Annotated in this window: 14 protein-coding genes and 1 pseudogene; 6 read left to right on the top strand and 9 right to left on the bottom strand. The window is 61.7% G+C overall.

Going from position 1 to position 24,124, the window contains the following annotated elements:
* Window positions 1-480: recombinase family protein (locus tag EAH73_RS20835; RefSeq protein WP_140469365.1), on the bottom strand; the 480-nt coding region annotated here is incomplete at its 3' end.
* 116 nt (window positions 481-596) lie between these two features.
* Between EAH73_RS20835 and EAH73_RS20830 the strand changes: the two genes are divergently transcribed.
* Window positions 597-1,280 (top strand): recombinase family protein, encoded by a 684-nt coding sequence (locus EAH73_RS20830; protein ID WP_140469364.1) that lies wholly within the window; start codon window positions 597-599, stop codon window positions 1,278-1,280.
* A gap of 82 nt (window positions 1,281-1,362) precedes the next feature.
* On the opposite strand, the gene EAH73_RS20825 is transcribed toward EAH73_RS20830, so the two are convergent.
* From EAH73_RS20825 to EAH73_RS20815, 3 genes are all read right to left on the bottom strand, one after another.
* Window positions 1,363-2,316, bottom strand: coding sequence for an alpha/beta fold hydrolase (locus EAH73_RS20825; RefSeq protein ID WP_140469363.1), 954 nt, complete (start codon window positions 2,314-2,316; stop codon window positions 1,363-1,365).
* A 372-nt stretch (window positions 2,317-2,688) separates the two neighbouring features.
* A complete protein-coding gene (locus EAH73_RS20820) occupies window positions 2,689-3,957 on the bottom strand; it encodes an MFS transporter (protein ID WP_317129403.1) in 1,269 nt (422 codons plus the stop codon).
* Window positions 3,958-4,809: 852 nt separating this feature from the next.
* Window positions 4,810-7,878 carry a Tn3 family transposase gene (locus tag EAH73_RS20815; RefSeq protein ID WP_140469361.1) on the bottom strand — a complete coding sequence of 1,023 codons (3,069 nt, stop codon included), beginning with the start codon at window positions 7,876-7,878 and terminating at the stop codon, window positions 4,810-4,812.
* A gap of 192 nt (window positions 7,879-8,070) precedes the next feature.
* Here EAH73_RS20815 and EAH73_RS20810 point away from each other — a divergent pair.
* A pseudogene (locus tag EAH73_RS20810) lies at window positions 8,071-8,667 on the top strand (recombinase family protein); the annotation flags it as partial.
* A 47-nt stretch (window positions 8,668-8,714) separates the two neighbouring features.
* Window positions 8,715-9,632: a Gfo/Idh/MocA family protein gene (locus EAH73_RS20805; protein ID WP_140469359.1), complete on the top strand. Its 918-nt coding sequence runs from the start codon at window positions 8,715-8,717 to the stop codon at window positions 9,630-9,632.
* 435 nt (window positions 9,633-10,067) lie between these two features.
* On the opposite strand, the gene EAH73_RS20800 is transcribed toward EAH73_RS20805, so the two are convergent.
* From EAH73_RS20800 to EAH73_RS20780, 5 genes are all read right to left on the bottom strand, one after another.
* Window positions 10,068-11,675, bottom strand: a complete 1,608-nt coding sequence (locus EAH73_RS20800; RefSeq protein ID WP_140469358.1) for a hypothetical protein — start codon at window positions 11,673-11,675, stop codon at window positions 10,068-10,070.
* 168 nt (window positions 11,676-11,843) lie between these two features.
* Window positions 11,844-12,944, bottom strand: a complete 1,101-nt coding sequence (locus EAH73_RS20795; RefSeq protein WP_140469357.1) for a catalase family protein — start codon at window positions 12,942-12,944, stop codon at window positions 11,844-11,846.
* Between the two features lie 29 nt (window positions 12,945-12,973).
* Entirely contained in the window at window positions 12,974-14,134 is a 1,161-nt protein-coding gene (locus EAH73_RS20790; RefSeq protein WP_140469356.1) for an alpha/beta hydrolase, read from the bottom strand.
* 127 nt (window positions 14,135-14,261) lie between these two features.
* On the bottom strand, window positions 14,262-15,050 hold the full coding sequence (locus EAH73_RS20785) for a LytR/AlgR family response regulator transcription factor (RefSeq protein ID WP_140469355.1): 789 nt from the start codon (window positions 15,048-15,050) through the stop codon (window positions 14,262-14,264).
* 15 nt (window positions 15,051-15,065) lie between these two features.
* Window positions 15,066-16,118, bottom strand: coding sequence for a sensor histidine kinase (locus EAH73_RS20780; RefSeq protein WP_140469354.1), 1,053 nt, complete (start codon window positions 16,116-16,118; stop codon window positions 15,066-15,068).
* A 1,679-nt stretch (window positions 16,119-17,797) separates the two neighbouring features.
* Between EAH73_RS20780 and EAH73_RS20775 the strand changes: the two genes are divergently transcribed.
* The 3 genes from EAH73_RS20775 (at window position 17,798) to EAH73_RS20765 (ending at window position 24,114) form a co-directional block, all read left to right on the top strand.
* Window positions 17,798-18,778 (top strand): hypothetical protein, encoded by a 981-nt coding sequence (locus tag EAH73_RS20775; protein WP_140469353.1) that lies wholly within the window; start codon window positions 17,798-17,800, stop codon window positions 18,776-18,778.
* 407 nt (window positions 18,779-19,185) lie between these two features.
* Complete coding sequence (locus EAH73_RS20770) at window positions 19,186-19,512, top strand: DUF6660 family protein (protein WP_317129404.1); 327 nt, start codon at window positions 19,186-19,188, stop codon at window positions 19,510-19,512.
* A 177-nt stretch (window positions 19,513-19,689) separates the two neighbouring features.
* Window positions 19,690-24,114, top strand: coding sequence for a CusA/CzcA family heavy metal efflux RND transporter (locus EAH73_RS20765; protein ID WP_140469351.1), 4,425 nt, complete (start codon window positions 19,690-19,692; stop codon window positions 24,112-24,114).
* Window positions 24,115-24,124: the final 10 nt, after the last annotated feature.

Below are 24,124 nucleotides of genomic sequence, written 5' to 3'. Positions count from 1 at the left end.
AGTCATGGCCGCCCATGATTTCTCCCGTGCCGCCTGAGTCAAATTAGCTGGCGTACCTAGCTGCGCCCCACGCGCCTTCTTCGCGGCGAGCGCATCACGGGTGCGGGTAGAAATGGCCGACGCCTCTTTCTGGGCCACGGCCGCCATGATGTGGAGGGTAAACTCATCGGCCGCCGGCAAGTCGACGGCCTGGAAGCGCACGCGGCTTTCCATAAGCGCAGCTAAGAAGGCGACGTTGCGCGCGAGCCGGTCCAGTTTGGCCACGAGTAGCACGGCATCTTCCTGTCGAGCGCAGGCGATGGCCGCTTGCAATTGGGGACGCTCGTTTTTCTTGCCGCTCTCAATTTCGAGAAAGGTCGCCACGAGTTGGGCATCGCCGCGCAGGAAGTTTTGCACAGCGGCCTGCTGGGCTTCAAGTCCGAGCCCGGACTGCCCTTGGCGGACGGTACTCACCCGGAAGTAGGCGACAAAGGTGGTCATTGGTACAAAACTACCCCAAAAGCACATCTTGTCACAAAAGTTAAACGGACGTTTAACAAATGACTATACCTCCTATCTTTACCTAAAAGCCCTTCCCACGCGCCCGTCTTTCTGTCATGCCCGCCTATTTTGCCTACTACCGCGTCTCAACCAAGCAGCAAGGCGCCTCCGGTCTCGGGCTCGAAGCGCAGCAGGCAGCCGTGGTCAGCTTCCTGAAAGGAGAGCAACCGCAGGGCGAGTATGTCGAAGTGGAGAGTGGCAAAAAGAACCAACGCCCGCAACTGCTCGCCGCAATGGCCGCGGCCCGCGCAGCGGGCGGAGTACTCCTTATCGCCAAGCTTGACCGGTTATCGCGCAATGCGAGTTTCATCCTGACCCTGCGTGACTCGGGGGTGGATTTTGTGTGTTGCGACATGCCCGATGCGAACACCCTTACCGTGGGCCTCTTCGCCGTACTTGCCCAGCACGAGCGCGAGACCATTTCGAAGCGCACCAAGGATGCGCTCGCCGCCAAGAAGGCGCGGGGCGCTCAGTTAGGCACGCCCGCTAATCTAACGGCGGCGGCCCGTGAGCAGAGCCTACTCGTGCGGCGAGCCCACCTACAGCAGCACCCGGGCCTGCGGCAAACGGCGGCCTTTATTGCGTCCCGTCGGGCGCAGGGGGTGAGCTTTCGCCAACTGGCGGGGGAGTTGAATGCCCTCGGCTTTACCGCCCCACGGGGAGGAACCTTTAACCAGAAGCAGGTCCAGCGCTTACACGAACGGCTTCCGCTAGTGAGTAAGCATACAGCCGCCGAGTGACCTTTATATAATAGGAGCAGCTAGGACTTGTTTAACTGGTACTCGAAAGAAGAAATAGGGAGCCGCGTTACCTTCTCCCTACCTACCTGGTCCCCGCGTCACGAGGACTTCCTGGGGTTCGACGCGATGACAGCAGCCAGAGGCCACCAGCCACCAGCGCCAGGGCGGCCCCTACGACGGCCGCTTTGGGCAAGGCGGGCGCTGCCTTTACTGGTTTCGCCTGGGCAATGGACTCATCGGTGAAGGGCTGGCGACTGGTCACAGCCAGAATCAGGCGAGCGGCTTCGGCGGGCTGGTCCCACTGTGGAAAGTGACCACAGTGCTCAAACCAATACAGGCGCGCATCGGGGAATTTCTCCAGGGCCAGTTTCGACTGGCTCGGCCAACACACCCGGTCCTGCCGGCCCCAGCCGATGACCAGGGGCCCGGGGATGCTGCCCTGGGGCGCGGGCTGCTGCACTTGACCGTGCGCCAGCTGGTCGAGCAATTCATCGAAGGCGGGCGAGTGAGCGAACGAGTGCATCTCGTCGATGGCCTGCTGCGCATCCACGGCCCAGGGCCGGGCCGAGAACTGGGGCAGCAGCAGCGTGCGCCCCACCGCCGAACCGGCCAGGGCGGGCATCACCGGTTGCAGGGCTTTCACGAGCTTGACCGACAGGTCCACCGAATGGTAGAAAAAGGGAATCTGCCAGCCCTGCCAGAAGCCGCCCGGGTCCAGGGAGACCACCGCGCCGAGCACCCCGCCGCGCCGGGCCAGCTCCAGCACCAGGCGCGCGCCCATGGAGCTGCCCACGGCATCAATGTCCAGCAGGTCGTGCTGGGTGAGAAAGCCCGTCACCGCGTCGGCCAAGGTGGCGATCGAGTTTTCGCCGGTTAGCTGAGGGGTTTCGCCGTGGCCGGGCAAGTCCACGGCAATGACGTCGCGCTCGGCGGCCAGGGCGTCGAGCAAGGTGTTCCAAGACCGCCAGCTGCCGCCGATGCCGTGAACTAGTAACAGGGGGCGGCCGGTGCCGCGGCGAACGAAGTGCAGGTTCATAAAATAGCAGCAGGGGAAGGGAAATAAGGAAGTAGCCGCCGGGCGGTACCTACCGGTCAGTCGGAACGGCGGTGCCCGGCTCCCCCTACAACGGAGAACTGTCCCGCAGGGACGAAAGCAGCCAATAGAAACTACTGCCTTTCCAGGACCAGCAGCTGACCCGTCGCGTTCGCGGCCCTTATCGTACTCTTTAGAGTACTGCCGGATATAATCGGCTTTAACTATCCTCTTCACCGGCTGGCCATCCCTTCCCCCCTCATAGCTTCCGCCTATTCCTTTCCTGATTGAGGTGGCCCAGCTACGACTCAGGTTCGATTTTTAACTCTTATCGTACCTAGAGTCTCCTTTCTGAATGGTAACCCTGAACCTCCTTTAGAACAACCCATCCTTTTCTGCTAGCCTATGCGGCAGGAAGGGAGCAACACGCCAGGCGGGCTCGGGCCGCGCCGCCAGCCCGGCCACGACGGCCAGGCACAGGGCAAACCAGCCCCAGGGCAGGCGCAAATCGAGCACCGATAAACTGGCAAAAACCATGGTCGTGGCCACGCTGGCCAGCGACTGAAAGGCCTGGTTGAGGCCAAACACCTCGCCCCGGTCGGCCTCCGTAGTGTGGCGCGCCAGGCGGCCCTCCAATAGGCCAGGAAGGAGCGACAGTGTGGCACAATCGAGCGCCACTACCCCGTAAAAGGCCAGCTTTGAGGTGCCCACTAGCCCGTAGCTCAGCAGCACGGGCGTGCCCAGCACTGCCAGCCACACCACGCTGCGGCGCTGGGGCAGGCGGTCGGCGAGGTAGGTGAAGAACCCGTAGTTGAAGACAATGCTGAGCCCGCCAAAAAAGATGAACAGATAGGAAATCTCCCGGGCGTCCAGCTGCAAGGGGCCCTGGCTCAGAAACGGGATGAAGTAGAAATAGTAGCCCGCGCTCAGGGTGAAGGCGACCTGCGTGAGCACCAGGCGCTGGGTACCGGGGTTGGTGGCTTCCTTGGCCCGCAAGCGCGCCCATAAGGTGAGCGGGTTGCTGCTGCGAGCCAACTCGGCGCGCAGCTCGGCCCCCCGCACAGCATTGCGCTGGCGAATGGTTTCGGGCAGCAAGCAGCTGAGCAGCACGTTGAGCGCCGCCAGCCCCACGGCCAAGCGCACCACGTAGGTAGCCTGCTGGCCCACCGGCACGTGCAAAACCGTGAGTAGCAGGCCCGCTGCCAGCGGCCCCAGCACGAAGCCCAGCGAAACAAGGGCGCCCTCCAGGCCCTGGTTGCGGAACAGCCGCTCGGGGGACGACACATCGGTAATAGCCGAGCGGGCCGTGGCGTACAAGCCATTGGTCAGGCCGTCGGAGACGCGGTTGGCAAGGTAGGCACTGGCCCGCACCGGCAGCAGCAGCCCCGTGGCCAGCAGCGTACCGATGGCCGAAACGATGAAAATGGGCCGGCGGCCGTAGCCGTCGCTGAGCCGCCCCAGCAAGGGCGCCGCCACCAATTGCACGCCCAGAAAGAGGCCGGTGCCCACCGAGAGCCAAACCTGCGGCTGGGCGAGCCCGCGCACAAAGTCGGGCATGACGGGCCCAATGGCGGTTCCGACCAGCACATCGACCAGGATGATGGCATATACTAAGGTCAGGCGGTGGTCAGCGGGAATAGGCACGGGGCAAAAGTAGGTGCCTAGCCCAGCGCGAGAAGGATGGTCACTCGTCAGAAAGGTATCATTTGTAACCATTATGATACCTAAACCTGCGGGAAAGAAAGGTTGCGTTTGCTATAATCTCTGCTTTTATAGCTCACCGGGAAAATCGACGCAGCTTAAGTCATTGCCCAAGCAAGCTGGCTACTTAGTTAGGTAGTGCCAGCTAGGCAAGGCGGGGAAAGTGAGCGAAGGATTTCCGGCTATATAATTCTCAAGCAAGGAGTGCTGCTTTACGCCTCGCTCAAGCTGCCAGGTTTCGGCTACCGCTGGCCTGCTGCGCCAGGAAGTTTACCAGGCCTTGCGGAAACGCCCGCCCCAGGATGCCGTATAAAGGGCCGGATGTGACCGGCATTCTCCCGCCTGGCGGCCGCCGACTGGTGCTCAATGCTGCGACTAGGAGTGCGCCTCGTAGCCGCCTTCACCAGTCAGCCTACCGGCGCTCTCGGCCACCGATGGCTTGGTAAGCTTGGCCCCACGCGCAGGTGCCTGCACCTAAGTTCGAGCACGTCCACCCAAAAAATGGAGGCTTCATAGGTCCACCAGGATTGGTCGGGCGGGGCTTCATTACTTAAACAGTCACTAGTTATGTTCGAGCACTCGAAGAAAATACGCTACGCCGTCGTGGGGGGCGGGCAGATTGCACAGCAGGCATTTATGCCCGGCATTGCGCGCACCAATAACTCAGAACTTGCGGCGCTGGTGACCGGGGACCCGGTGAAGGCTGACGAACTCGCCGGTCAATACGACATCAAGGCGTGGTCATACGAACAGTATAGTGCACTATTGGCCTTGGTTAAAAGTTTGGTCCAAAAGTTAAACGGGCGGGTCAGGGTTTTGCTCCCAGTTGAAGGCCAGCAGGGCCTCGATATCGAAGCGGAGCGAATCTTTGAGGGCGTCGTCGGAGAAGTCAAACTCGCCGTGCAGGTTGATGTGCTGCCAACTCACGGGCGAGCTGGCGGCGATGGCGTTGGCCACCGACTGGCGCTCGGCCGCCGGGGCCTGGAATAGGTACTGATTGAGGTAGAGACAGTTCCAGCACACAATCGTGTTCTGCACGAGCTGTTTGCAGGCATCGGCCAGTTGCTGCTCTTCCTTGCCGGCGTAGGGAATCTGCCCGTTTTGGCCGTAGAACACGGCCCGGGCGAACGTATGCGTGCTTTCGAGATTATCTAGCTGGTCATCAATGCGCTTGCGCAGGCTCTGGTCGTCCATGTAGCGCAGCAAAAACTCGGTACGCACCACCCGGCCCAGCTCGCGTAAGGCCAGGTAGAGGGGGTGCTGCTGGGAATAAGAGTTAAGCCGGCGCAGCAGGGTGGAAGCCGTTACCTGCTTCTGCTTGAGGCTCACCACCAGTCGCAGGAGCGTGTCCCACTGGGCCTCGATGAGGCCCTGGTCGATATACTTGACCGGGGCCAGGCCGTWGGCCGTCAGGTCCGGTACGTCCATCCCGGCGAAGGCGTAGAGCTGCTGGTCCTGAAACGACTGGATGCGGGGCGCAAACTCGATGGTCAGGAAGGCGGTGAGCGCGAAGTTGACTTCCGTGAAGCCGTGGGTATCCGTACTGTGGATGGTGGACTCCACCACGTCATTGTGCAGCAGCCCATCGACCAGATAGGCGGCCTCGCGCTCGGACGAGCTGAAGGTGGTGGAGTAGAAGAGCCGGTGGCGGTCGTCCAGAAAGCCGTAGGAAACGATGCCCTTCTCCTGGCCGAAGTACTTGTAGGAATGGGTGGCGTGAATCGAGTCGACGGCCACGTAGTATTTCTGGCCATCGGAGGAGGTGTGCACCACCTCGGGGTGACGTTTGAAGAGGCGGCTCACGGGCAGCTTGCCGGTCAGGGCCACCACGGCGTCATTGGCCCGGCGCAGGTTGTCGAGCGAGAAGTACCAGTTGACGGTGTTTTCCAGCGTGGCGAGCGCTACGTGCTTGGTGGCGTGGGCCATGCGCGTCAGCCCCAGATTGCAGCCGTAGGCCATGAGGCCAGCGAAGAACACCCGCTCCGCGGGCCGGGGAGGCCGATTACGGGGGCTCCAATGCGTGAGGCAGTCCGTGAAGTGACACTCCTGGTTGACGGTATGCAACACCTCGTGCAACGAAATCAGCCCTGGTCCTGGGAACAGCGGCCGGGTGGCGGGCGCATCCTGCTCCACCGGTCGGGCGGGGGTCAGGAAGCGGGGTCGCCCATTGGCACGCGGGCGCACACCGGGGTTGGTGCCGGCGTCCAGCCGCTCGCAGGTGCGGGCGAAGGCGGTGGCCAGCTTGGCTTGCAGTTCGGCCAACCAGGGCCCCGGCTCGCGCAGGTGGGTCAGGTCCGTCTGGACCAGCAACTCCTCCCGCTGTCGCTCCCAGGTGGCCGCGTCGAGCAGGTAGGTGTCGAAGGGGCGGTAGCGCAGCGAGTGGGCCAGGTTCAGCTTGCCGGCTTTCAGGTGGTCAGCCACGTGGCCCGCTAGCAGGGCCTTGTACAGGGAAACGGGGCTTTCGGCCTGCGCCAGGGCAGTCCGCTCGGCTGCTTTCAAAAAGGTAGTTGGCGGCTGGCTGCTTACCTGTCCGTCCCGCGCCCGGTACTGGGTGAGGGCCTGCGCCAGGKGGCTATCGGCCGCGCCTTCATAGGCCACGCTGCGCAGAATCTCGCCCAGTCGGCGCTGGAGCGTCCGGGAGCGCTCCTCGATAATCTGGTAGTAGGGGCCGGTGCTACTGCCCCCCCCTCCTTTGCGTAGCTGTTGGGCCGTTTGGCCCAACTGGCCGAAGGCCGCCACGGCCGGGGTTTGCAGCCAGGCCAGCAGGGCCGCTACCTTCTCCTCGTTGGTGCGGGCAAATGAAAAAGCCACCGCTTCGAGTTGCGCCAGCGCTGCGCTGTGGCTCACCACGCCCTCGAGCAACTGGCGCAGCTGGCCGGCCGTATCCTGCTGCTGGCGGTAGACGCGCTCCTGGGTCTCGCGCTGGGCAGCGTTGCGGTGGGTCTGCACGGCCTGCAACAGGGTCTCGGTCAGCAGGTCGCCGACCTGGTAGTACTGATAGACCACGAAGCAAAGCACCATCAGGTATTTCTTATCGGCCTGCTGCTGCACCTGAAAAACCTGCGTCCGCTCGACGTAGCGGGCGTAGTAGCGCACCACTTCCTCCGATAAGTCCAGCGCCTGCACCACGGGGTACACGTGGGTAAACAGCGCTTGGAGTACGGCGTAGTCCTGCACATTGGCGCGGATAGCCATCGGGCGCATCACCTCCAGGCTGCGCTTGAGCGTGGTGAGCCGGTAGGGGCGGTGGGAGTGGGCCGGCGCTTCTTCGGGTGTGGTGAACAGGGCATCCAGCTGCTGGCGCACGGCGGGCGTCAGGTGGTGGGCTAGCTGGGTGGTGAGGTGCTGCTCGACCGTGCGAAAGGCCTCGGTGACGAGGCCAGCCAGCGCCGCGTAGGTCGGCACTTCCCAGCGATGGGCGCGGATATAATCGGCCGCCGAGTGGAACACGGCCACTGGGTTCATTTGCTGGCGGGCAAAATGCGTCACCTGCTGGCGCACGGCGGCCTCGGCCTGCTCGAAGGACAGCACCCCGAATTGCTGCAGAATATACTCCCGGTGGTGGAAGCGGGTGGCCTTGTCGTAGCGCGCCCACTCGACCTCTCCCAGGTGGTAGCGCTGCTGCACGTAAGCGCAATCGGCGGCCAGAAACCGGTCGGCCGGGAAGAAGCGCCCGGTGGCTTTGAAGTAGCCGACCTGGAGCACGAAGCCGCCCCGGCTGTGCGGGGCCAGCAGCGTGGCCAGAAATTGGGTGGCCCAGTCGGGCAAGGCAAAGAAGAGCTGCCGCTGGGGCTGATTGAAAACAGGCGGCTGGTCGAAGGCGCGACGTTGAGTCGCATCGAGCAAGGGTAGGTGGCGGGCCATTAGGGGAGAGCAAATCCTAAAAGTAGCCCGCTGGCTTGTTCAGTGAAACGAACGTTTTAGTGAACAACTAAGCTGACCACCTGCCGACCGGGTAACTGGCCCCAAAAGCCGCCGATTTGGTTCAGAAAACTTGTTCAGCAATCAAAGTACAGAAAAGGGTATCTTCGTAACGCATAACCTGTACTTTACCCCATGAAAATCGGCTACGCCCGCGTCTCGACCCGCGACCAGAACCTGGAACTGCAACTCGATGCCTTGAATAAGGCCGGCTGCGAAACCATCTACCAGGAGAAGGTGTCCGGCGCGAGCGCCAGCCGCCCGGAGCTGGAGCGGCTGCTGACGCAGTTGCGCACCGGCGACACGGTTTACATCTACAAGCTCGACCGGCTTGGGCGCTCGCTACGCCACCTGCTGAAGGTAGTCGGTGACTTGCAGCAACTGGGCGTGGGGCTGGTCTCGCTCACCGATGCCATCAACACGACCTCGGCCCAGGGCCGCCTCGTGTTTAATCTATTTGCCTCGCTGGCCGAGTTTGAGCGCGAGCTCATTCGCGAGCGCACCCACGCCGGGCTGGCCTCGGCCCGCGCGCGGGGCCGGGTGGGTGGTCGCCAACGGGGCCTTTCCGAAGAAGCGGAGCGCACGGCCATCATCGCCGAAACCCTCTACCGCGAGCAGCAACTCGGGGTGAATGAGATTGCCCAGCGCTTGCACATCTCCAAAGTTACCCTTTACAAGTATTTACGCCATCGCAAAGTGGTGATTCACGCCCACCGCAAACCAGCCCCCAGTAACCCGCCCGTTTAACTTTTGTACCAAACTTTTAACCAAGGCCACTATTGGCTTCCGGCGAAATCGACGCCGTGTACGTGGCTACCCCGAATGCCCTGCATACCCCCTTCGTGGTAGCCGCGCTGGAGGCCGGTATCCACGTGCTGCTGGAAAAGCCCATGGCCTCGAGCGTAGCCGAAGCCGAACAAATCCTGGCCGCGCAGCAAGCAAGCGGAGCTAAACTCATGGTTGCTTATCGCCTGCACCACGAGCCCGGCAACGTGGAACTCTTTACACGGGCCCAAAACGGGGACTTTGGCGAGTTGCGGGCCTTTACTGCTACCTTCACCCAGGACGTAGCGGAAGCCAACTCTCGCGGTCACAATGGCTATTGGGGTGGGCCAGTGCCTGACATGGGCACTTATCCGCTCAACGCGGTGCGCAACCTCTTCGGCGAGGAGCCTATAAGCGTGTATGCGGTCGGCACGAAGACGCCGACGCGGGGCTTCAATTTTCACGATACGGTAGCCGTGACCCTGCGTTTTGCCAGCGAGCGCACCGCCCAGTTCACCGTTAGCTACGCAACGGCGGCGGCCGAGAGCTTCACCCTGGTCGGCACCAAGGCCACGGTGTACGCCTCGCCCTGCTTTGGGTTTGGGCCCAAGGTGGGCATCTCATACGTGGAGAAAACCAAGGAAGGCAGCCAGACGCACGCGTTCAAGCCGGTCGAGCAGTTTGGCAACGAAACACAATACTTCTCCGATTGCATTCTCCACGACCAGCACCCGGAAGCTGATGGGAAGGAAGGACTGCTGGATGTGCGCGTGCTGGCCGCCGTCGAGCAGTCGCTAGCCACCGGGGAAGCGGTGGCGTTGCCCCCCAGGCAGCGCCACCGCCGGGTGCAAGCTGACCAAGCCCTGGAGCTAAAGCCTGCCCCGGAGCCCAGCGAAGACGACATGATTAGTATTATTCCGCAATCGGCGTAAGCGCTGGCTTGCGGGCAGCACTTTCTGCACGCGGGCCGCCCCCGTAAACGTTAGGAAGTGCCTCTCTACACCATTTGCAGTCTCTACTTGAAACGGAGCGTTTACGCTTCGCTAAACAGATAGCCCCGACCTTCTTACAAAGGCTGGGGCTATCCGTATTGAGCATTTATCGTACCTAGAGTCCTCGGCGTCGGGTTGTCTAACTCACTGCTGATAATAGTGTCTTATCAGTCCTTATGTTACCAGCATCACTAAGCATCTCTCTATTTACAGCTGGTTCACTTGTATGGTAAGCGTACACCTGTTAGCGCACCCGAGTTTTGCTTCTCAAAATCACCTGAAACCCAAAAGTCCTCCTTGCCCCTAGGGGCAGGGAGGACTTTAAAAAGGGGAGTCGAGCCGAAGCCGACCAGCCAAGGCTTTACATTCGGGACGCTACTTGCTGTCCGTATCCAAGCTCTTCATATACGCCACCAGCTCTGCTCGTTGCGCGGGCGTAACGACGTAGAAGGGATGCGGGGCAGTTTTGCCGCGCTTGGCATCGAATAGTTCGTCGAGACTGTGCACCGAATCGTCGTGTAGGAACACGGGCTTGCGGGCCAAGTCCAGCAGCAGCGGCAAGGCATTGCCGCGAATGCCGCCGCCGGGGCTGGCATCAACTACCACCATCTTATCATCGAAGGTGCCGGGCGAATTCTGGATGGGCGTGAGCGGGGGCTTGCGCTGGGCAATTACCTTGGGCGCGTAGGCTGGCCAAATCACGTTCATCGGCACGAGCTTGCTCTGCACTGCGATACCCTGGTTGGTGTTGTGGCAGTCCGTGCACTTCTGCGAGACGAACAGGGCGCGGCCTTTCTCAACCAGCGCAGCATTGGCTACTACCCCTTTGGGGGCTTGCAGGCTGTTGACGTAGGCTTGCAGGTCGCGCAGCTTCTGCTCGTCGACGCGCTTGCCGGTGGGCGTGGGCGGGTCACCAGGCTTGCCCTGCATGTGGGCCGTCACGTAGGGGTAGCCCGTGACGCCAGTGGCGGCCAGCACACGCTTATAGCCCGCCAGCATCGAGTCGCCGGCTGTGGCGCCAAGGCCGTGGATGAACTGCATCCCGCCTGGCGAGAGCAAGTTGCTCTGGTCGAATAGGGCGGTGTACACCGTGTTGTTAAAGTCGTTCAAATCGCTGTTTTGGCCCGACGAGCCATAGGGCGCGGCCAAATCCTGGCGGAAGAAAGGCGTGATGTGAATCGAGTTGCCATTGCCATCGGGCGAGTCGTCGAACGTGCCGACGGGGTAGTACTTCGGGTTGCTGAAGTAAGCATCAAACTCGGCTTCCGTCGATTTGGCGGTGAGGCCCTTGGGGGCACGGCCGATGGTGCTGCCATCGGGGCCTACCAGCTGCGCGGTGGTAAAGAAGGCGCGGGTATTATCGCAGGTAGCYAGTAGTTTGCCGACGTTCAGCGTGTGCGGCGTCGGCCCGTCAATGCGCTTGCCGATGGTGCCTTTGTCCGTGAGCTCATACATCGACTTGTCGGTGATGGCGTGGCACAGGGCGCACGTCACGCCCACCTTACCGCCCTTAGGCACCATGCCGATAACGGCGTTGGCTTTCACGAGCTGGTCCAGAATGCTGGGGTCGTTGAGCTTAGGCGCTTTGGCGGGCGAGTGGTCCGTCTTTACTTCGCTGGCCAAGGCCGTTCTGAGGGCCGCCGGGATGGCATCGGCATCAAAACTTACCCCAGCCTGTAGCGCTTGCAGCACCGTCAGCTTGGCGGTTTTCATGCCTTGGGGCATCCGGGCGGCGTCGGTCCAGAAGCCCTCGTCCCCGAAGGTTTCGTAGCGGTACACGTCGCGGCCCGCTTCGATGCTGCCCGCGTGCAGTGCCGTGCTGGTAGCCCCGTTGGTGGTGGTGTCGCCTACGGCCTCGTGGGCGGTAGTGGGCGAGTCGGTGGTAGCCGTGGAACTGCCGCCGCTATTGCAGGCTACTGCCGCAACTAGGGCGAGGCCCGATGCGACGAGCGCGGGTACCCGCAAGGAATGAAAGGTGGACATGGGCCAGTGGTAAGGTGGAGTAGGAAGCGCAGCGCCAGACGGAGAAAGTATTTGGTGGCTACAAAAGGGGAGGCTAAGCAGGAAAGCGGCGTTGGCGTACAAGCCGAGTAAGCCCAGCCATTTTGTACTAGCGGGCGTAACACCCCAGCTAATAAGTGGACCTACGACTTAATCAGGCAACTGGTTGATATCAGTCGGCTCCACCTTGGCCACGGCGTTGGTGGCGTGGCGGTAGTTGCTCGACGAGGCGTAGGCCTTGATGCGCACCCGGTTGATGGAGCCCAGCGGCAGGTGCTCGGGTAGGCAATGGAAGGGGTTGAAGGAGAGCACGTCGTCGGCGTACACGCGGCGGGCGGGGCTGTAGGCGTCCTGGGCCGGCAGCACGATTTTGCCCAGCGCCTGGTAGGGGCTCTGGTCCTGGGGCCAGTCGATAGAGGCATCCTCCACGGGCATGGTTTTCAGGTCGGTGCAGAGCTGGGCGCGCAACTCGTACTCGGCCCCCTGGCTTTTGAAAAAATCCACGACCATGTCGCGGTAGGCCCCCGGTTCCGATACGTCCATCTCCTTGCCGACCAGGGCTTTTAAGTTTTCCGAAAGCGGGGCTACGCTGATTTTAGCTACGTAGTCGCCGTAGCGGATAGCGCCGAGCGTGGTGTAGGTTTCGCCCAGCATGTGGTGGTTGGGGTGCGCTTGCACCACCATCGGCAACTCCTTCTTCGTGCCTAGGGCCTCCAGTGCCTTGTCAACGACTACGCCCACTTCGTTGATAACGGTTTGGACGATTTCGGGGCCGTGGGCTAGCTTCTCGATGCGCAGTTGCATATCGTGGTAGCTTTTCACGTCGCCGGTCGGGATGATGGTATCGTTGACCATCAGGAAGTCCTGGGTAAGGGCATCCGCCTCTTCGGCCAGAAACTTCTTGCCCTCTACCCCAATGATTTTCAGCCCGAAGCCCTTCACGGCGGGCTGGTTATCGGGCTGGATGGCGCCCGGCGAGGTCGAGAGCCGGATGATAACCGGGAAGGTTTTGGTTTCCTTGAACATGCCCTGGGCCAGGTGCTCGGGCAGGTTGGGGTAGAGCTGCAATTCGCCGCGCAGAATGCCGTGGCTTTTGGCGTGGGCATCACGGATGGCATGACGGTTCTTCTCGAACATCATGCGGGCAACCCGCGCCATCGAGGCCACGGTATCGGAGCCGAGCTGGTCTTCGTTGGGCTGGATTTCTTCAACGCCGTCGGCGAAGCGAACGTAGCTGGTAGGCAGGGACATGGAGCAGAAATTAGAGGAGATACGGACGGTTATTGAAAAGCGGCCTTCAGGCGGGTGGCGGCAAAATCCTGGGCGTCGTTGGCCGGGGGCACCACGGCGTAGGTGCCGAAGAACTCGTGGGTCGTGCCCGCGTAGAGCTGGTACTGCACGCTTACGCCGGCGGTGGTGAGCTTATCGCGCAGGGTCATGCCTTCTGTTTGGAGGGGGTCGATTTCGGCGGCGATGATGGTGGTGGGCGGTAGGCCGCGCAGGTCGGCCACATCAACCAGTGAAATCAGGCGGTTGTCGCCATCGGCGGGTGTGTTGAAGTACAAGCCCGTAAAATATTGAATATTGGCCTTGCTCAGCGGCACCGCGTTGGCGTAGGTCGTATAGGAAGTCGTGGTCAGGTTGTTGTCGGCCACGGGGTACACCAGCAATTCGTGCACAGGCAAGGTCACGCCGCGCTCGCGGGCCAGGATGCACACGGCGGCGGCCATGTTGCCGCCCGCGCTTTCGCCGGCCACCGCAATTTTGGCGGGGTTCACGTTGAGGGCGGCGGCGTTGTCGCGCACGTACTTGTAGGCCGCGTAGGCGTCCTCGTGGGCGGCCGGAAACTTGTTGGCCGTTTCGGAGGCCAGGCGGTAATCCACCGAAAATACGATGGCTCCGGTGCGCTCGGCCAGGGCCTGCGCCGAGGGCTCGTACACGTCGAGCGAGCCAATCACCCAACCGCCKCCGTGGTAGTAAACGATGGCCGGGCGGGCCCCGGTGGCCACGGCCGTGGGTTTGTACACCCGCACCGGCACGCCGTCGGGGGCCGAGGCGGCGGTGTAGGCTTTGGGCAGCACCATCTGGCTGACGGTAACGGCGGCCGCCGGGGCGCTGCGGTTGTTCTTGGCCAGCAGCGCGTTTACGGCGTCCGTTACGCTGTGCGTCATGCGGGCCTGGCGGGCCGAAAGCGTGGGCAGCATCGGGTCGTTGAAGGCAATGAATTGCTCGACAACGGCCCACATCTGGTCGTTCTCGTTAGGTGCGTAAGCGGGCTTGGCAGTGGTGGGCTGGACAAGGCTCGGCGATGAGTCACCGTCTTTCTTGCACGACGCCAGCGGGGCTCCTACGGTAGTGGCGCAGGCGGCGAGCACGAGCAAACGGGCTAGGCGCTGCTTCAGCTGACGCGGCGTGGGTTGGGTAACAGGTAGGTGGTTCATATGATTGAAATAGGCAGGGCTAGGCTAGCGCATACGGCGGCGCGTCTTAATGCCTACGGCGTAGGGACGAGATGGCCGTTAGCCGGGATGAACTGCTTCTTTATGGGGATAAGTGGCCCACCTTATTTCAGGAAATGAACTGCTTGAGAAACTGCTGCAAGCCCTCGCTGTAGCTGCGGGAGGAACTCAGGTGCGTGCCGTCGTGCAGGGTTAGCAAAAACTCGCCGTGGGCCCAGGGGTGCAGCTCTTTGACCTGCTGCACGTTGACAATGAGCGAGCGGTGGATGCGCAGAAACTGGGCTGGGTCGAACTGCCGTTCCAGCTGGCTCAGGGTGGCGCGCAGCACGTGCTCGGCCCCGGAGGTGTGCACCGTCACGTAGTTGGCCGCCGCTTCCAGGTATTGCACCTGCGCGGTGGGCACGAAGTAGTAGCGGCCTGGCTGCTTGATGAGTAGCTGGGTGGGAAAAGCGGGGGCGGCGGGCGCCGGCGGCAGGGTGCGCAGCAACGTGGCGAGCTGCTGCTGCAGCGGCTCCACCGATGGTCGCGCCACGCGCTGAGCCACGTGCGCCAGGCAGCGCGCAAACCGGTCCGGGTCCAGGGGCTTGAGCAGGTAGTCGACGGCGTGGTGCTCAAAGGCTTGCAGCGTGTACTGGTCGTAAGCCGTCACGAATACAATAAGCGGTAGCTGCGGTAAGTGCTGCACGCGTTGCAGCACCTGCAAGCCGCTGAAGTCCGGCATCTGCACGTCCAAAAACACCAGGTCAATGCCCTCATCTTCGGTGAGGGCCGCTATGGCTTCCGTACCGTTGCTGCACTCGCCCCGGATGGCAAAATCAGGCCGCTCGGCCAGCAACTGCCCAATGCGACGACGGGCCAGGGGTTCATCATCTACCAGCAGGGCGCGAATAGGTTTCAAGAGCGTTGGGAGGGGCTAGGTCAAAAAAGGCAGTTCCAGGTGTACGCTCGTGCCTTGGCCGGGCGCCGGGCGCAGGGCCAGCACGTAGCGGTCGCCGTAGAGGGCGCGCAGCCGCTGCTCGCTGTTGGTGAGGCCCACGCCCCAGGGGCTGGCCGGGGCCGGACCGGGGCCCGAGTCGCGCACTTCCAGCACCAGTTGCCCATCGCGGCGGTCGGCCTGGATGTGCAGCCGGCCCTGGCCGCCTGCGCTCAGGCCGTGGCGCACGGCGTTTTCGACCAGCGGCTGGAGCAGCAGGTGCGGAATGAGGGCGGGCAAGACCGCCGGGGCTATCTGGTAGGTGACGGCGAGTCGGTCGGAAAAGCGCACCTGCTCCATTTCCAGGTAGAGCTCGATGAAGTGCAGTTCTTGCGCCAAGGGCACCTGCTGCGACTCGGTGTGGTCGAGTACCATGCGCAAAAACTCGCCGAGCTTGGCCGTCATGCGCTGCGCTTTCTGGGGCTCATCGCCGATGAGCGTGGCGATGGCATTGAGCGTGTTGAAGAGAAAGTGGGGGTTGAGCTGCTGCTTAAGGGCCAGCAGCTGGGCTTGCACGAGCTGCATTTCCAGGCGCACGGCATCCAGGTTGCGTCGCTGCCATTTGTCGTGGTAGTCCAGGGCGTAGGCCACGAACAGCAGCAGCCAGTAAATAAGAATCCAGACGTTGACCGACGAAAGCACTGCTGCCCACAACACCGGCCCGCCGGGCGCGCCGGCCAGGTACAGCGCCCCCACGTACAGGCCCCGGTAAATGATGGTAAGCCCCACGCTGGCGGCGGCATGCACCAGCAGATAAGGCAGCCAACGCGCGCGACCCGCCGTGAGGTTAAAGCGCGTGGCCAGCTGGAAGACGACCGGGGTGAGCAGCGTACCAAGCAGCCCGTAAATCAAGGGCCCTAGCAGGACGGTGCGCCAGTGCAGCGGCGTAGCCCCCGTGATGGCCTGCCCGTAGTCGAGCACCATCATGAACACGGTAAACACGCCCCAGGCCAGCGCCACGCGCAACCAGGTAATGCGATGAAATAAGGACATGCAAGTGGCGAGGGAATAGGCTCTCTCCAACGCATAATTCCTTCGCAGAGTTGAGAGCTGCAGCTGGAACGCATTTACCCCTTCCGAAAATTGCGCTTTTTAGTAGCACTACCTAAAACGGGTGCGAAGCGTCGTTTACGAAACGGGATAAGCTGCTTTTTCTTCCCCTTTATTATTATTCACCAACCGACTTGCCGGCTTTGGAAAGTGCCCTTCCAGCAACTGAATCCGGTTGACTTTGCTGTTGCTGTCGAAGTCACAGCCGCTAGGCACATTGGCAGTCGGTCGCAGTTATGCTTCCGCTTTAGCTCAGAGAGGGTTGTCTTGTGGAATCGGTTTCTGAGTGAACTTCTCGCTTATCTGCTAGTAAGTCCAAGCTAGATTAAGCAATCATCTCAAGTACGATTTTTAACATTTATCGTACCTAAAGTCTGCGGCGGTAGGTTGCTAAACTCAATTCTGATAAGTAAACATTATCAGTCCTTATGTGCAAGAATAGGTAGCCGTTCACTTTACTAATCACTACCTATTTTTCAAGCTTATTCTAACCTAGCTCACTATCTATGGAGTGGCAAAGCATTACCTAACTCAGTAGACCAGTTGCAAGCAGCGGAATTCTTGCTTCAGCCCGTTCCGCCAGGCGACTTGCCAGTTCTTCATTGAAACGCGCTTCGTCGGTACTTAAATCAACGTATTCCGAAGCGGGGATGGCGTTTCCTGCGCAAGCGAAGGGTAGTTAAGATGCTCTGTGCGCTCTCCGTACTTCTATCTACAACGCTTGCTAGCATATCGGCAGGCGGCAGGCCAGCGGGCAGTAGACAAGAAAAATTAACGCCGGGCAGTTTTTTACTGTTCATCGGGTTAGGAGCCATTTACCTTACTTCCTAGCTCCTGCCTTGCTTATGACCCGACAACTGCTCGTTGACTTCTCCGACGTATTCGATGAGGCCAGCTTACCTATTGAAACTTATCTAGCGGGTATAAGCCGGCTGCGACGTCTGCAATGCGTGGCCCATTTACTAGGTTACCTAAGCCAAGTGCCCGCTTCAGAGCGGGACTACAAAACGGATATGGAGCAGATTTTTGCTCCACATAATCGCCCCTTTGCATCGGTAGTTTACCATAAAATGACAAGCCTAGCCCAGCGCACAGGGGCTAAGGTCAACTTTCTACATCCCAAGGTGGTGCTTCAGCTTTATGGATACTGCTTCGAACTGCCCGACTGTGCGGACACACAATCTTACCCAGAGGTCGAGCGAAACCTTTATAAGGCCTGTCTAACGTTGAATGGGCCATACATTCGGCAGCAAGACCACGCCATGGCAGATGCTAATCGGCTGCTGCCAACCCATCGGTTAGCGGCGCTAGCGCTGGCGGGTACCTTCTCTGACTTTGAGTTGGTTAATCACCGCTTGCCCAATATTACCTTGTTGCAACTCATTAAGTCTGTGCGCTTTTTCGAGTTTATAGAGGCAGAAGCACGATTTCAGCCCCTTTTGCAGGCTTTCTTAGAGCGCTTCGGATGCCAGGATTGGCCGGAGTACTTCCGTAAGCTTAGCGGGGTAATTAAGCCCGTCATGCAGGCCAAGAAGCGCGGCCGTATTGCGGTAGAGGTAACCCCCGATGCTGACTTTGAGGCCAACCGCGCCTTCTTACGGCACTTTACCCTTCCCGAAAACATGCCGTTAGACCAAGCCGACTTTACTAGCTTGCGGACTACGCCGCTATGCGAAGAGGAGCCGGGCACATTTGCGCTGGTTTATCCCGTGCTGGTATTGGAGGCACTGCACAAAGGCTTGTACTTCCAGTTCGCCCTTGCCAACCGGACTCTGCCGAAAGGCCAGCGGGAGCCCGACTGGCGCTCGGTGTACTGCGACTTATTCTCGGAGCAATACCTGATGTACATGCTGTTGGATGCCACTTTTCGGGGCCGGGGGTTGGCCTTGAGCGGCCGGGCCATCTTCGACGGCTGGCAGTTGAAAGGGCAATCTGAGCCCGACTACTATTTCCGCCATGATAACCGAGCTGTGCTGTTCGAATCGAAAGATGTGTGGGTAAACAAGGTTGCCAAGGCCGGCCACGACTTCGCCACGTACCTGGATGAGGTAAAGAAAAAGTTCTACGAAGATGAAGAACAGCACCCCAAAGCCGCGCGGCAGCTGGCGAACAACGTTAAGCGCCTGCTGCGCCACAAGCTACCTTTTGATGCCAATTTCGACCCGGCCGAGTTGATAATTTACCCGGTACTGGTGGTACAGGACCGGCTCTATAACCAGCCCGGCCTGAACGTGGTCGTCAACGACTGGTTTCAGGAGGAATTGGCTAAGCTGGCGAAGGAAGGGCTACCCGTGCATAACGTGCGCCCGCTCATTATCATCGACGCTGATACGCTGCTGGCCTACCACGAGGATTTCCGCGACGGGCGGCTGGTGTTTGAAGATGTATTGGAAGAGTACGTGGCTTACCTACGTGCTCCGGCCTGGGCCGGTATCAGCGTGGCCGAGGACGAGCAGCGGCAGATGCAGAGCATCCATCCCTTCGCCCTATTCCTAGAGAACTACGCGGAAAAGCGCGGCATGTCGGGTACTCCTAAGGAGATGCTATACCAGATTCTACCCATCATCAATCGGGGCGTGTCTGACGAGCCAGCGCAGTTGTAAGTTTTCCTTTAAAACAGACCAATATAATCTAGGGTAAGGCGCCTTTGTAACAGCGCCTTACTTTACTCACGTAAAGTTAATTAATGCTCCGTTTAATATTAATAAACGTTATAAACTCGTCATTATGATGCAGAGGAGAATTCTCTGAGCACATTATGCTTGCCAATATTCTCAAAATCGACCTGCTCTGACCAGAGCAAGGCTGTGTAGTGTTGGTGTATTAAAAGGAACGCTCGGTGCTAGCCGCCGCAGGACTGAGTAGCGCTGTGGTCGTAGCAGGGCTGGGTTTCCATATAGATTCGGGGTTAGTGAAGCAGGCTCACAGTTTCTAAACTAGGCCTTGCTTATCTATGCCTTTCCCACTGGCTGCCGTTGACGCCGGGCTGCCGGTGCTACCTTTGCCCCCGATGCGTCTGTTTGCCCTGCTGTTTTCCTTATACCTCACCTGCCTCTCGTGCCTGCCTTGCGCCGACGATGTGCCGGTGCGCGAGGAGCAGACCCAAACGACCATCAGCGCCCGCTCGCATTCCGACGGTGGCCACAATATGGGCGACTGGTGCTCGCCGCTGTGCCAGTGCCATTGCTGCGCCGGCGCGGTAGTCTCCCTGCTCGGGACGACTCCCCTGGCTTTTCCCAGGCCTCTCCAGTGGGCCACCGGTTCACGTCACGCCCCGCTCATCGTGGCGGCCCCGACGCGGATAGCCGGTGACGTGTGGCAACCGCCGCAGGCCTAGCCTTCCCCTCTCTTTCCTGCTGACCCCGCCGGGTAGCTGGGCGCTGTATGCGCGCCGGCCGCCTTCTTCGTGCGTTCCGCACGGGCCGGGTTATGTCGCTGCCGCTGCCGCCCGTTGGGCCGGGGCCGCCGCGCCGCAGGGTTTTTCGGAAGCGTTAGACCTAACCCCCAGCAACGGATGTTCGACCGGCTGATTCATTTTTCTATCCATAACAAACTCATTATCGGGCTGCTGACCCTGGCCCTTGTGGCCTGGGGCGGCTACTCGCTCAGTCGGCTCCCGATTGACGCGCTGCCCGACATCACCAGCAACCAGGTCGTGGTGTACACCGTGGCCCCGTCGCTGGCCGCCCAAGAGATTGAGCGCCTGGTGTCCTTTCCCGTCGAGCAGGCCATGGCCACCATCCCCGGCCAGACCGAAATCCGCTCGTTTTCGCGCTTCGGCCTCTCGGTGGTCACCGTCGTTTTTGAGGACAAGACCGACATTTACTGGGCGCGCACCCAGGTGTCGGAGCGGCTCAAGGAAGCCGAAAGCCAGATTCCGGCCGGCACCGGCCGCCCCGAGCTGGCCCCGCTCAGCACGGGCCTGGGCGAGATTTACCAGTACCTGGTGCGCGCCAAGCCGGGCTACGAAAAGAAGTACGACGCCACGGCGCTGCGGACTATCCAGGACTGGATAGTCCGCCGCCAGCTGCTGGGCACGCCCGGTGTGGCCGACGTAAGCAGCTTCGGCGGCTTGCTCAAGCAGTACGAAGTGGCCCTCGACCCCGAGCGTTTGCGCTCGCTGGGCGTCACGGTGAACGAGGTGTACCAGGCCGTGGCCGCCAACAACCAGAACGCCGGCGGGGCCTACCTCGACCAGAACCCCACCGCCGCCTTCATCCGCACCGAAGGCCTGGCCACGAGTCCCGCCGACATTGGCAACATCGTCATCCGCAGTACCCGCGCCGGCTTGCCCGTGCTGGTGCGCGACGTGGCCGAGGTGCGCTACGGCGCGGCTGTGCGCTACGGGGCGATGACGCTCAACAACCAGGGCGAAGTGACCGGTGGGCTGGTGCTCATGCTCAAAGGGGCCAACGCCGCCGAGGTGATTAAGGACGTGAAAACGCGCATGGCCACCATCCGCAAAACACTGCCCCAAGGCGTCACCGTGGAGCCGTTTCTGGACCGCTCCAACCTGGTAGACCGGGCCATTCACACCGTCACCAAGAACCTGTTGGAGGGCGCGCTCATCGTGATTTTCGTGCTGGTTCTCTTTCTCGGTAACTGGCGCGCCGGGCTGGTGGTGGCCTCGGTCATTCCGCTGGCCATGCTCTTTGCCGTGAGTCTGATGCGCCTGTTCGGCGTGTCGGGCAACCTGATGAGCCTGGGCGCGATTGACTTCGGCCTCATCGTGGACGGGGCCGTGATTATCGTCGAAGCCATCATTCACCGCCTGCACGGCGGGCAGCTGCAAGTACCGGGCAACCGCCTTAATACTGAGCAGATGGACGACGAGACCTACCACGCGGCCAGTAAAATCCGCTCGTCGGCCGCGTTCGGCGAAATCATCATCCTCATCGTGTATTTGCCGCTGCTGGCCCTGGCGGGCATCGAGGGCAAGATGTTCCGGCCCATGGCCGAAACCGTGGCCTTTGCCATTCTCGGGGCCTTCATCCTGAGTCTGACCTACGTGCCCATGATGTCGGCGCTGGCCCTGAGCCGGTCCACGGCGAACAAAAAGACGCTATCCGACCGGATGATGGCCTTCTTCACGCGGGTCTATCWCCCCATGCTAGAAGGGGCGCTGCGCCACCAAGCCGTGGTGCTGCTCACTGCCATCGGCCTACTGGTGGGCAGCTTTTTCCTGTTTCGCACGCTCGGCGGCGAGTTCATCCCAACGCTCAGCGAAGGCGACTTCGCTATCGAGATGCGCACGCTCACTGGCAGCTCCCTGAGCTACACCATCGAGCAGGCGCAACAGGCCGGGGCCATCCTCAAAAAGCAGTTTCCTGAAGTCAAGGAAGTAGTGGCTAAAATCGGGGCGGGCGAGATTCCCACCGACCCCATGCCCGTCGAGGCTGCCGACGTGATGGTGATTCTCAAGGACCAAAAGGAGTGGACGTCGGCCGATAACCGCGAGGCGCTGGCCGACAAGATGGCCCAGGCCCTGAAGGTGATGCCCGGCGTCACGTTCGGCTTCCAGCAGCCTATCCAGATGCGCTTCAACGAGCTGATTTCCGGGGCCAAGCAGGACGTGGTGCTCAAAATCTACGGTGAGGACTTGCAGCAGCTGGCCGACTACGCCCAGCAGGCCGGGCGCTTGGTGCGCCAGGTAGACGGGGCCGAAGACGTGTACATCGAGCAGGTCACGGGTCTGCCCCAAATCGTGGTGCAGCTCGACCGCAACCGCCTGGCGCAGTTCGGTCTGAACGTGGCCGACGTCAACCGCACCGTGCAAACGGCCTTCGCGGGTGAAACCGCCGGCCAGGTGTTTGAGCAGGAGCGCCGCTTCGATTTGGTGCTGCGCCTGCGCCAGGACCTGCGCAAGGACATCAACAGCGTGCGCCGGCTGTTCATCGCCGGCCCCAACGGCCGGCAGGTGCCGCTGGAGCAGGTGGCCAGCGTGGAACTGCGCGAGGGCCCTAACCAGATTCAGCGCGACGACGCCAAGCGCCGCATCACGGTGGCCTTCAACGTGCGGGGTCGCGACGTGGAAACCGTCGTTAAGGAACTGCAAGGCAAAATCGATCGGCAGGTAAAATTCGCGCCGGGCTACTACACCACTTACGGCGGCCAGTTCGAGAACCTGCGCCAGGCCACCGACCGCCTTAGCATTGCCGTGCCGGTGGCCTTGGTGCTCATCTTCGTGCTGCTGTTCTTCACCTTCGGCTCGCTGAAGCAGTCGGTTATGATTTTCACGGCCATTCCGCTATCGGCCATCGGCGGCATCGCCGCGCTGTGGCTGCGCGGCATGCCGTTCAGCATCTCAGCCGGAGTGGGCTTCATTGCCCTATTCGGGGTGGCTGTGCTCAACGGCATTGTGCTGATTGGCTACTTCAACCAGCTGAAAGCCGACGGAATTGCGGACCTGAGCGAACGCATCCTGCGCGGCACCGAAGTGCGCCTGCGGCCCGTGCTGATGACGGCCACCGTGGCCTCGCTGGGCTTTTTGCCCATGGCGCTGGCCACCTCGGCCGGGGCCGAGGTGCAGCGCCCGCTGGCCACCGTCGTCATCGGCGGGCTGGTGTCGGCCACGCTGCTTACCCTGCTGGTACTACCCGTGCTCTACGCGCTTTCGGAACGGAAAAAGGCAGCGGAACCCGCGCCCGAAGCCAGCAAGCCCCTCGCTAAAAGCCTCCCCGTAGCGACGCTGCTCCTGCTGCTGTTGCCGTTGCTAAGCCAGGCCCAAAGCCCGCTCACCGCGCCCCAAGCCGTGACCCAGGCCTTGCAAACCAACGGCACGGTGCTGGCTGGCCAGCGCGCCCTCGAAGCCCAGCAGGCCGTGCGCCACACGGCCTACGACTACGGCCGCACCACGATAACCGGCAGCTACGGGCAGTACAATTCCCAGAACCGGGACAACCAGTTCTCCATCACCCAGGCGCTGGCCCTGCCCGGCGTGTACCGCAGCGCCGCTGGCCTGGCCGATGCCCGCATTGCCGGCCAGCAGGCCCAGCTGGTGCAGGTGCAGGCGGAATTGCGCCGCCAGGTGCGCCTGAACTACGAGCAGGCCGTGCACGCCCGCCACCGCCTGCGGGTGCTGCGCGGGCAGGACAGCGTGTACACCGAGTTTCTCCGGTCCGCCACCCTGCGCTTTAAAACCGGCGAAGCGGCCCGTCTCGAACCTGCCACGGCCCTGGTGCAACAGGGCGAAATCCGCACCCAGCTGCTGGCCGCCCGCACCGACTTCCGGGTGGCCCAGCGCCAGCTGCAAGCCCTGCTGCAAGTGCCCACGGCCGTGGTCGTGGCCGACAGCCTGCTGCGCCCGCTGGCTTTGCTGGGCGCGGCCTTGCTGGCCGATACCACCGCGCCCGCGCTGGCCGACACGCTGTTGCGGACCACCAATCCCCGGGCGCAGGTTCTCGCGCAGCAGGTAGTAGAGCGCCGCGCCGAAACCCGCGTGGCCCGGGCCGCCGGCTTGCCCGAGTTCACGGTCGGCTACTTCAACCAAAGCATCATTGGCTACCAGCGCCTCGATGCGGCGGGCACCGAAAGCTACTTCGGCCCCGGTGCCCGCTTCCAGGGCGTGCAGGCGGGCGTAGCCGTGCCCTTGCTGCGCGGTCCGCAAAAGGCGCGGGTGCGGGCCGCCCGCCTGCAAGAGCAGGTGGCCCAGGCCGGCTACGACCGCTACCGGGCCGAAATCGCTGGCCAGCTTGATGAGCTGCTGGCCCGCCGCCGCGAGCAGCAGCAGCGCCTGGCCTACTTCGAGGCCACGGCCCTGCCCCAGGCCGCTATCATCACCCGCTTGTCCACCATCGGCTACAAGGCGGGCGAAACCGGCTACTCGGAATACCTGCTCAACCTGGAGCGCGCCCGCCGCCTGCGTCTGGACTACCTCGACGCCCTGCTGCAACACAACCAGACCGTTATCGAGCTGGAATACCTCTTAGGCGCTCAGTAGCCAACCGGCT

Origin of the sequence: Hymenobacter nivis, from assembly GCF_006439025.1 — a bacterium.
Classification (GTDB): Bacteria; Bacteroidota; Bacteroidia; order Cytophagales; family Hymenobacteraceae; genus Hymenobacter; species Hymenobacter nivis_A.
Note: the sequence above shows the minus strand (reverse complement) of the source record. Positions and strands in the feature narration are given on the sequence as shown.

Coding starts and splice junctions, on each gene's coding strand:
- EAH73_RS20830 (WP_140469364.1), top strand. CDS start 597: ATGCCCGCCTATTTTGCCTACTACCGCGTCTCAACCAAGCAGCAAGGC.
- EAH73_RS20825 (WP_140469363.1), bottom strand. CDS start 2,316: ATGAACCTGCACTTCGTTCGCCGCGGCACCGGCCGCCCCCTGTTACTA.
- EAH73_RS20795 (WP_140469357.1), bottom strand. CDS start 12,944: ATGTCCCTGCCTACCAGCTACGTTCGCTTCGCCGACGGCGTTGAAGAA.
- EAH73_RS20780 (WP_140469354.1), bottom strand. CDS start 16,118: ATGTCCTTATTTCATCGCATTACCTGGTTGCGCGTGGCGCTGGCCTGG.
- EAH73_RS20775 (WP_140469353.1), top strand. CDS start 17,798: ATGCCGTTAGACCAAGCCGACTTTACTAGCTTGCGGACTACGCCGCTA.
- EAH73_RS20770 (WP_317129404.1), top strand. CDS start 19,186: ATGCGTCTGTTTGCCCTGCTGTTTTCCTTATACCTCACCTGCCTCTCG.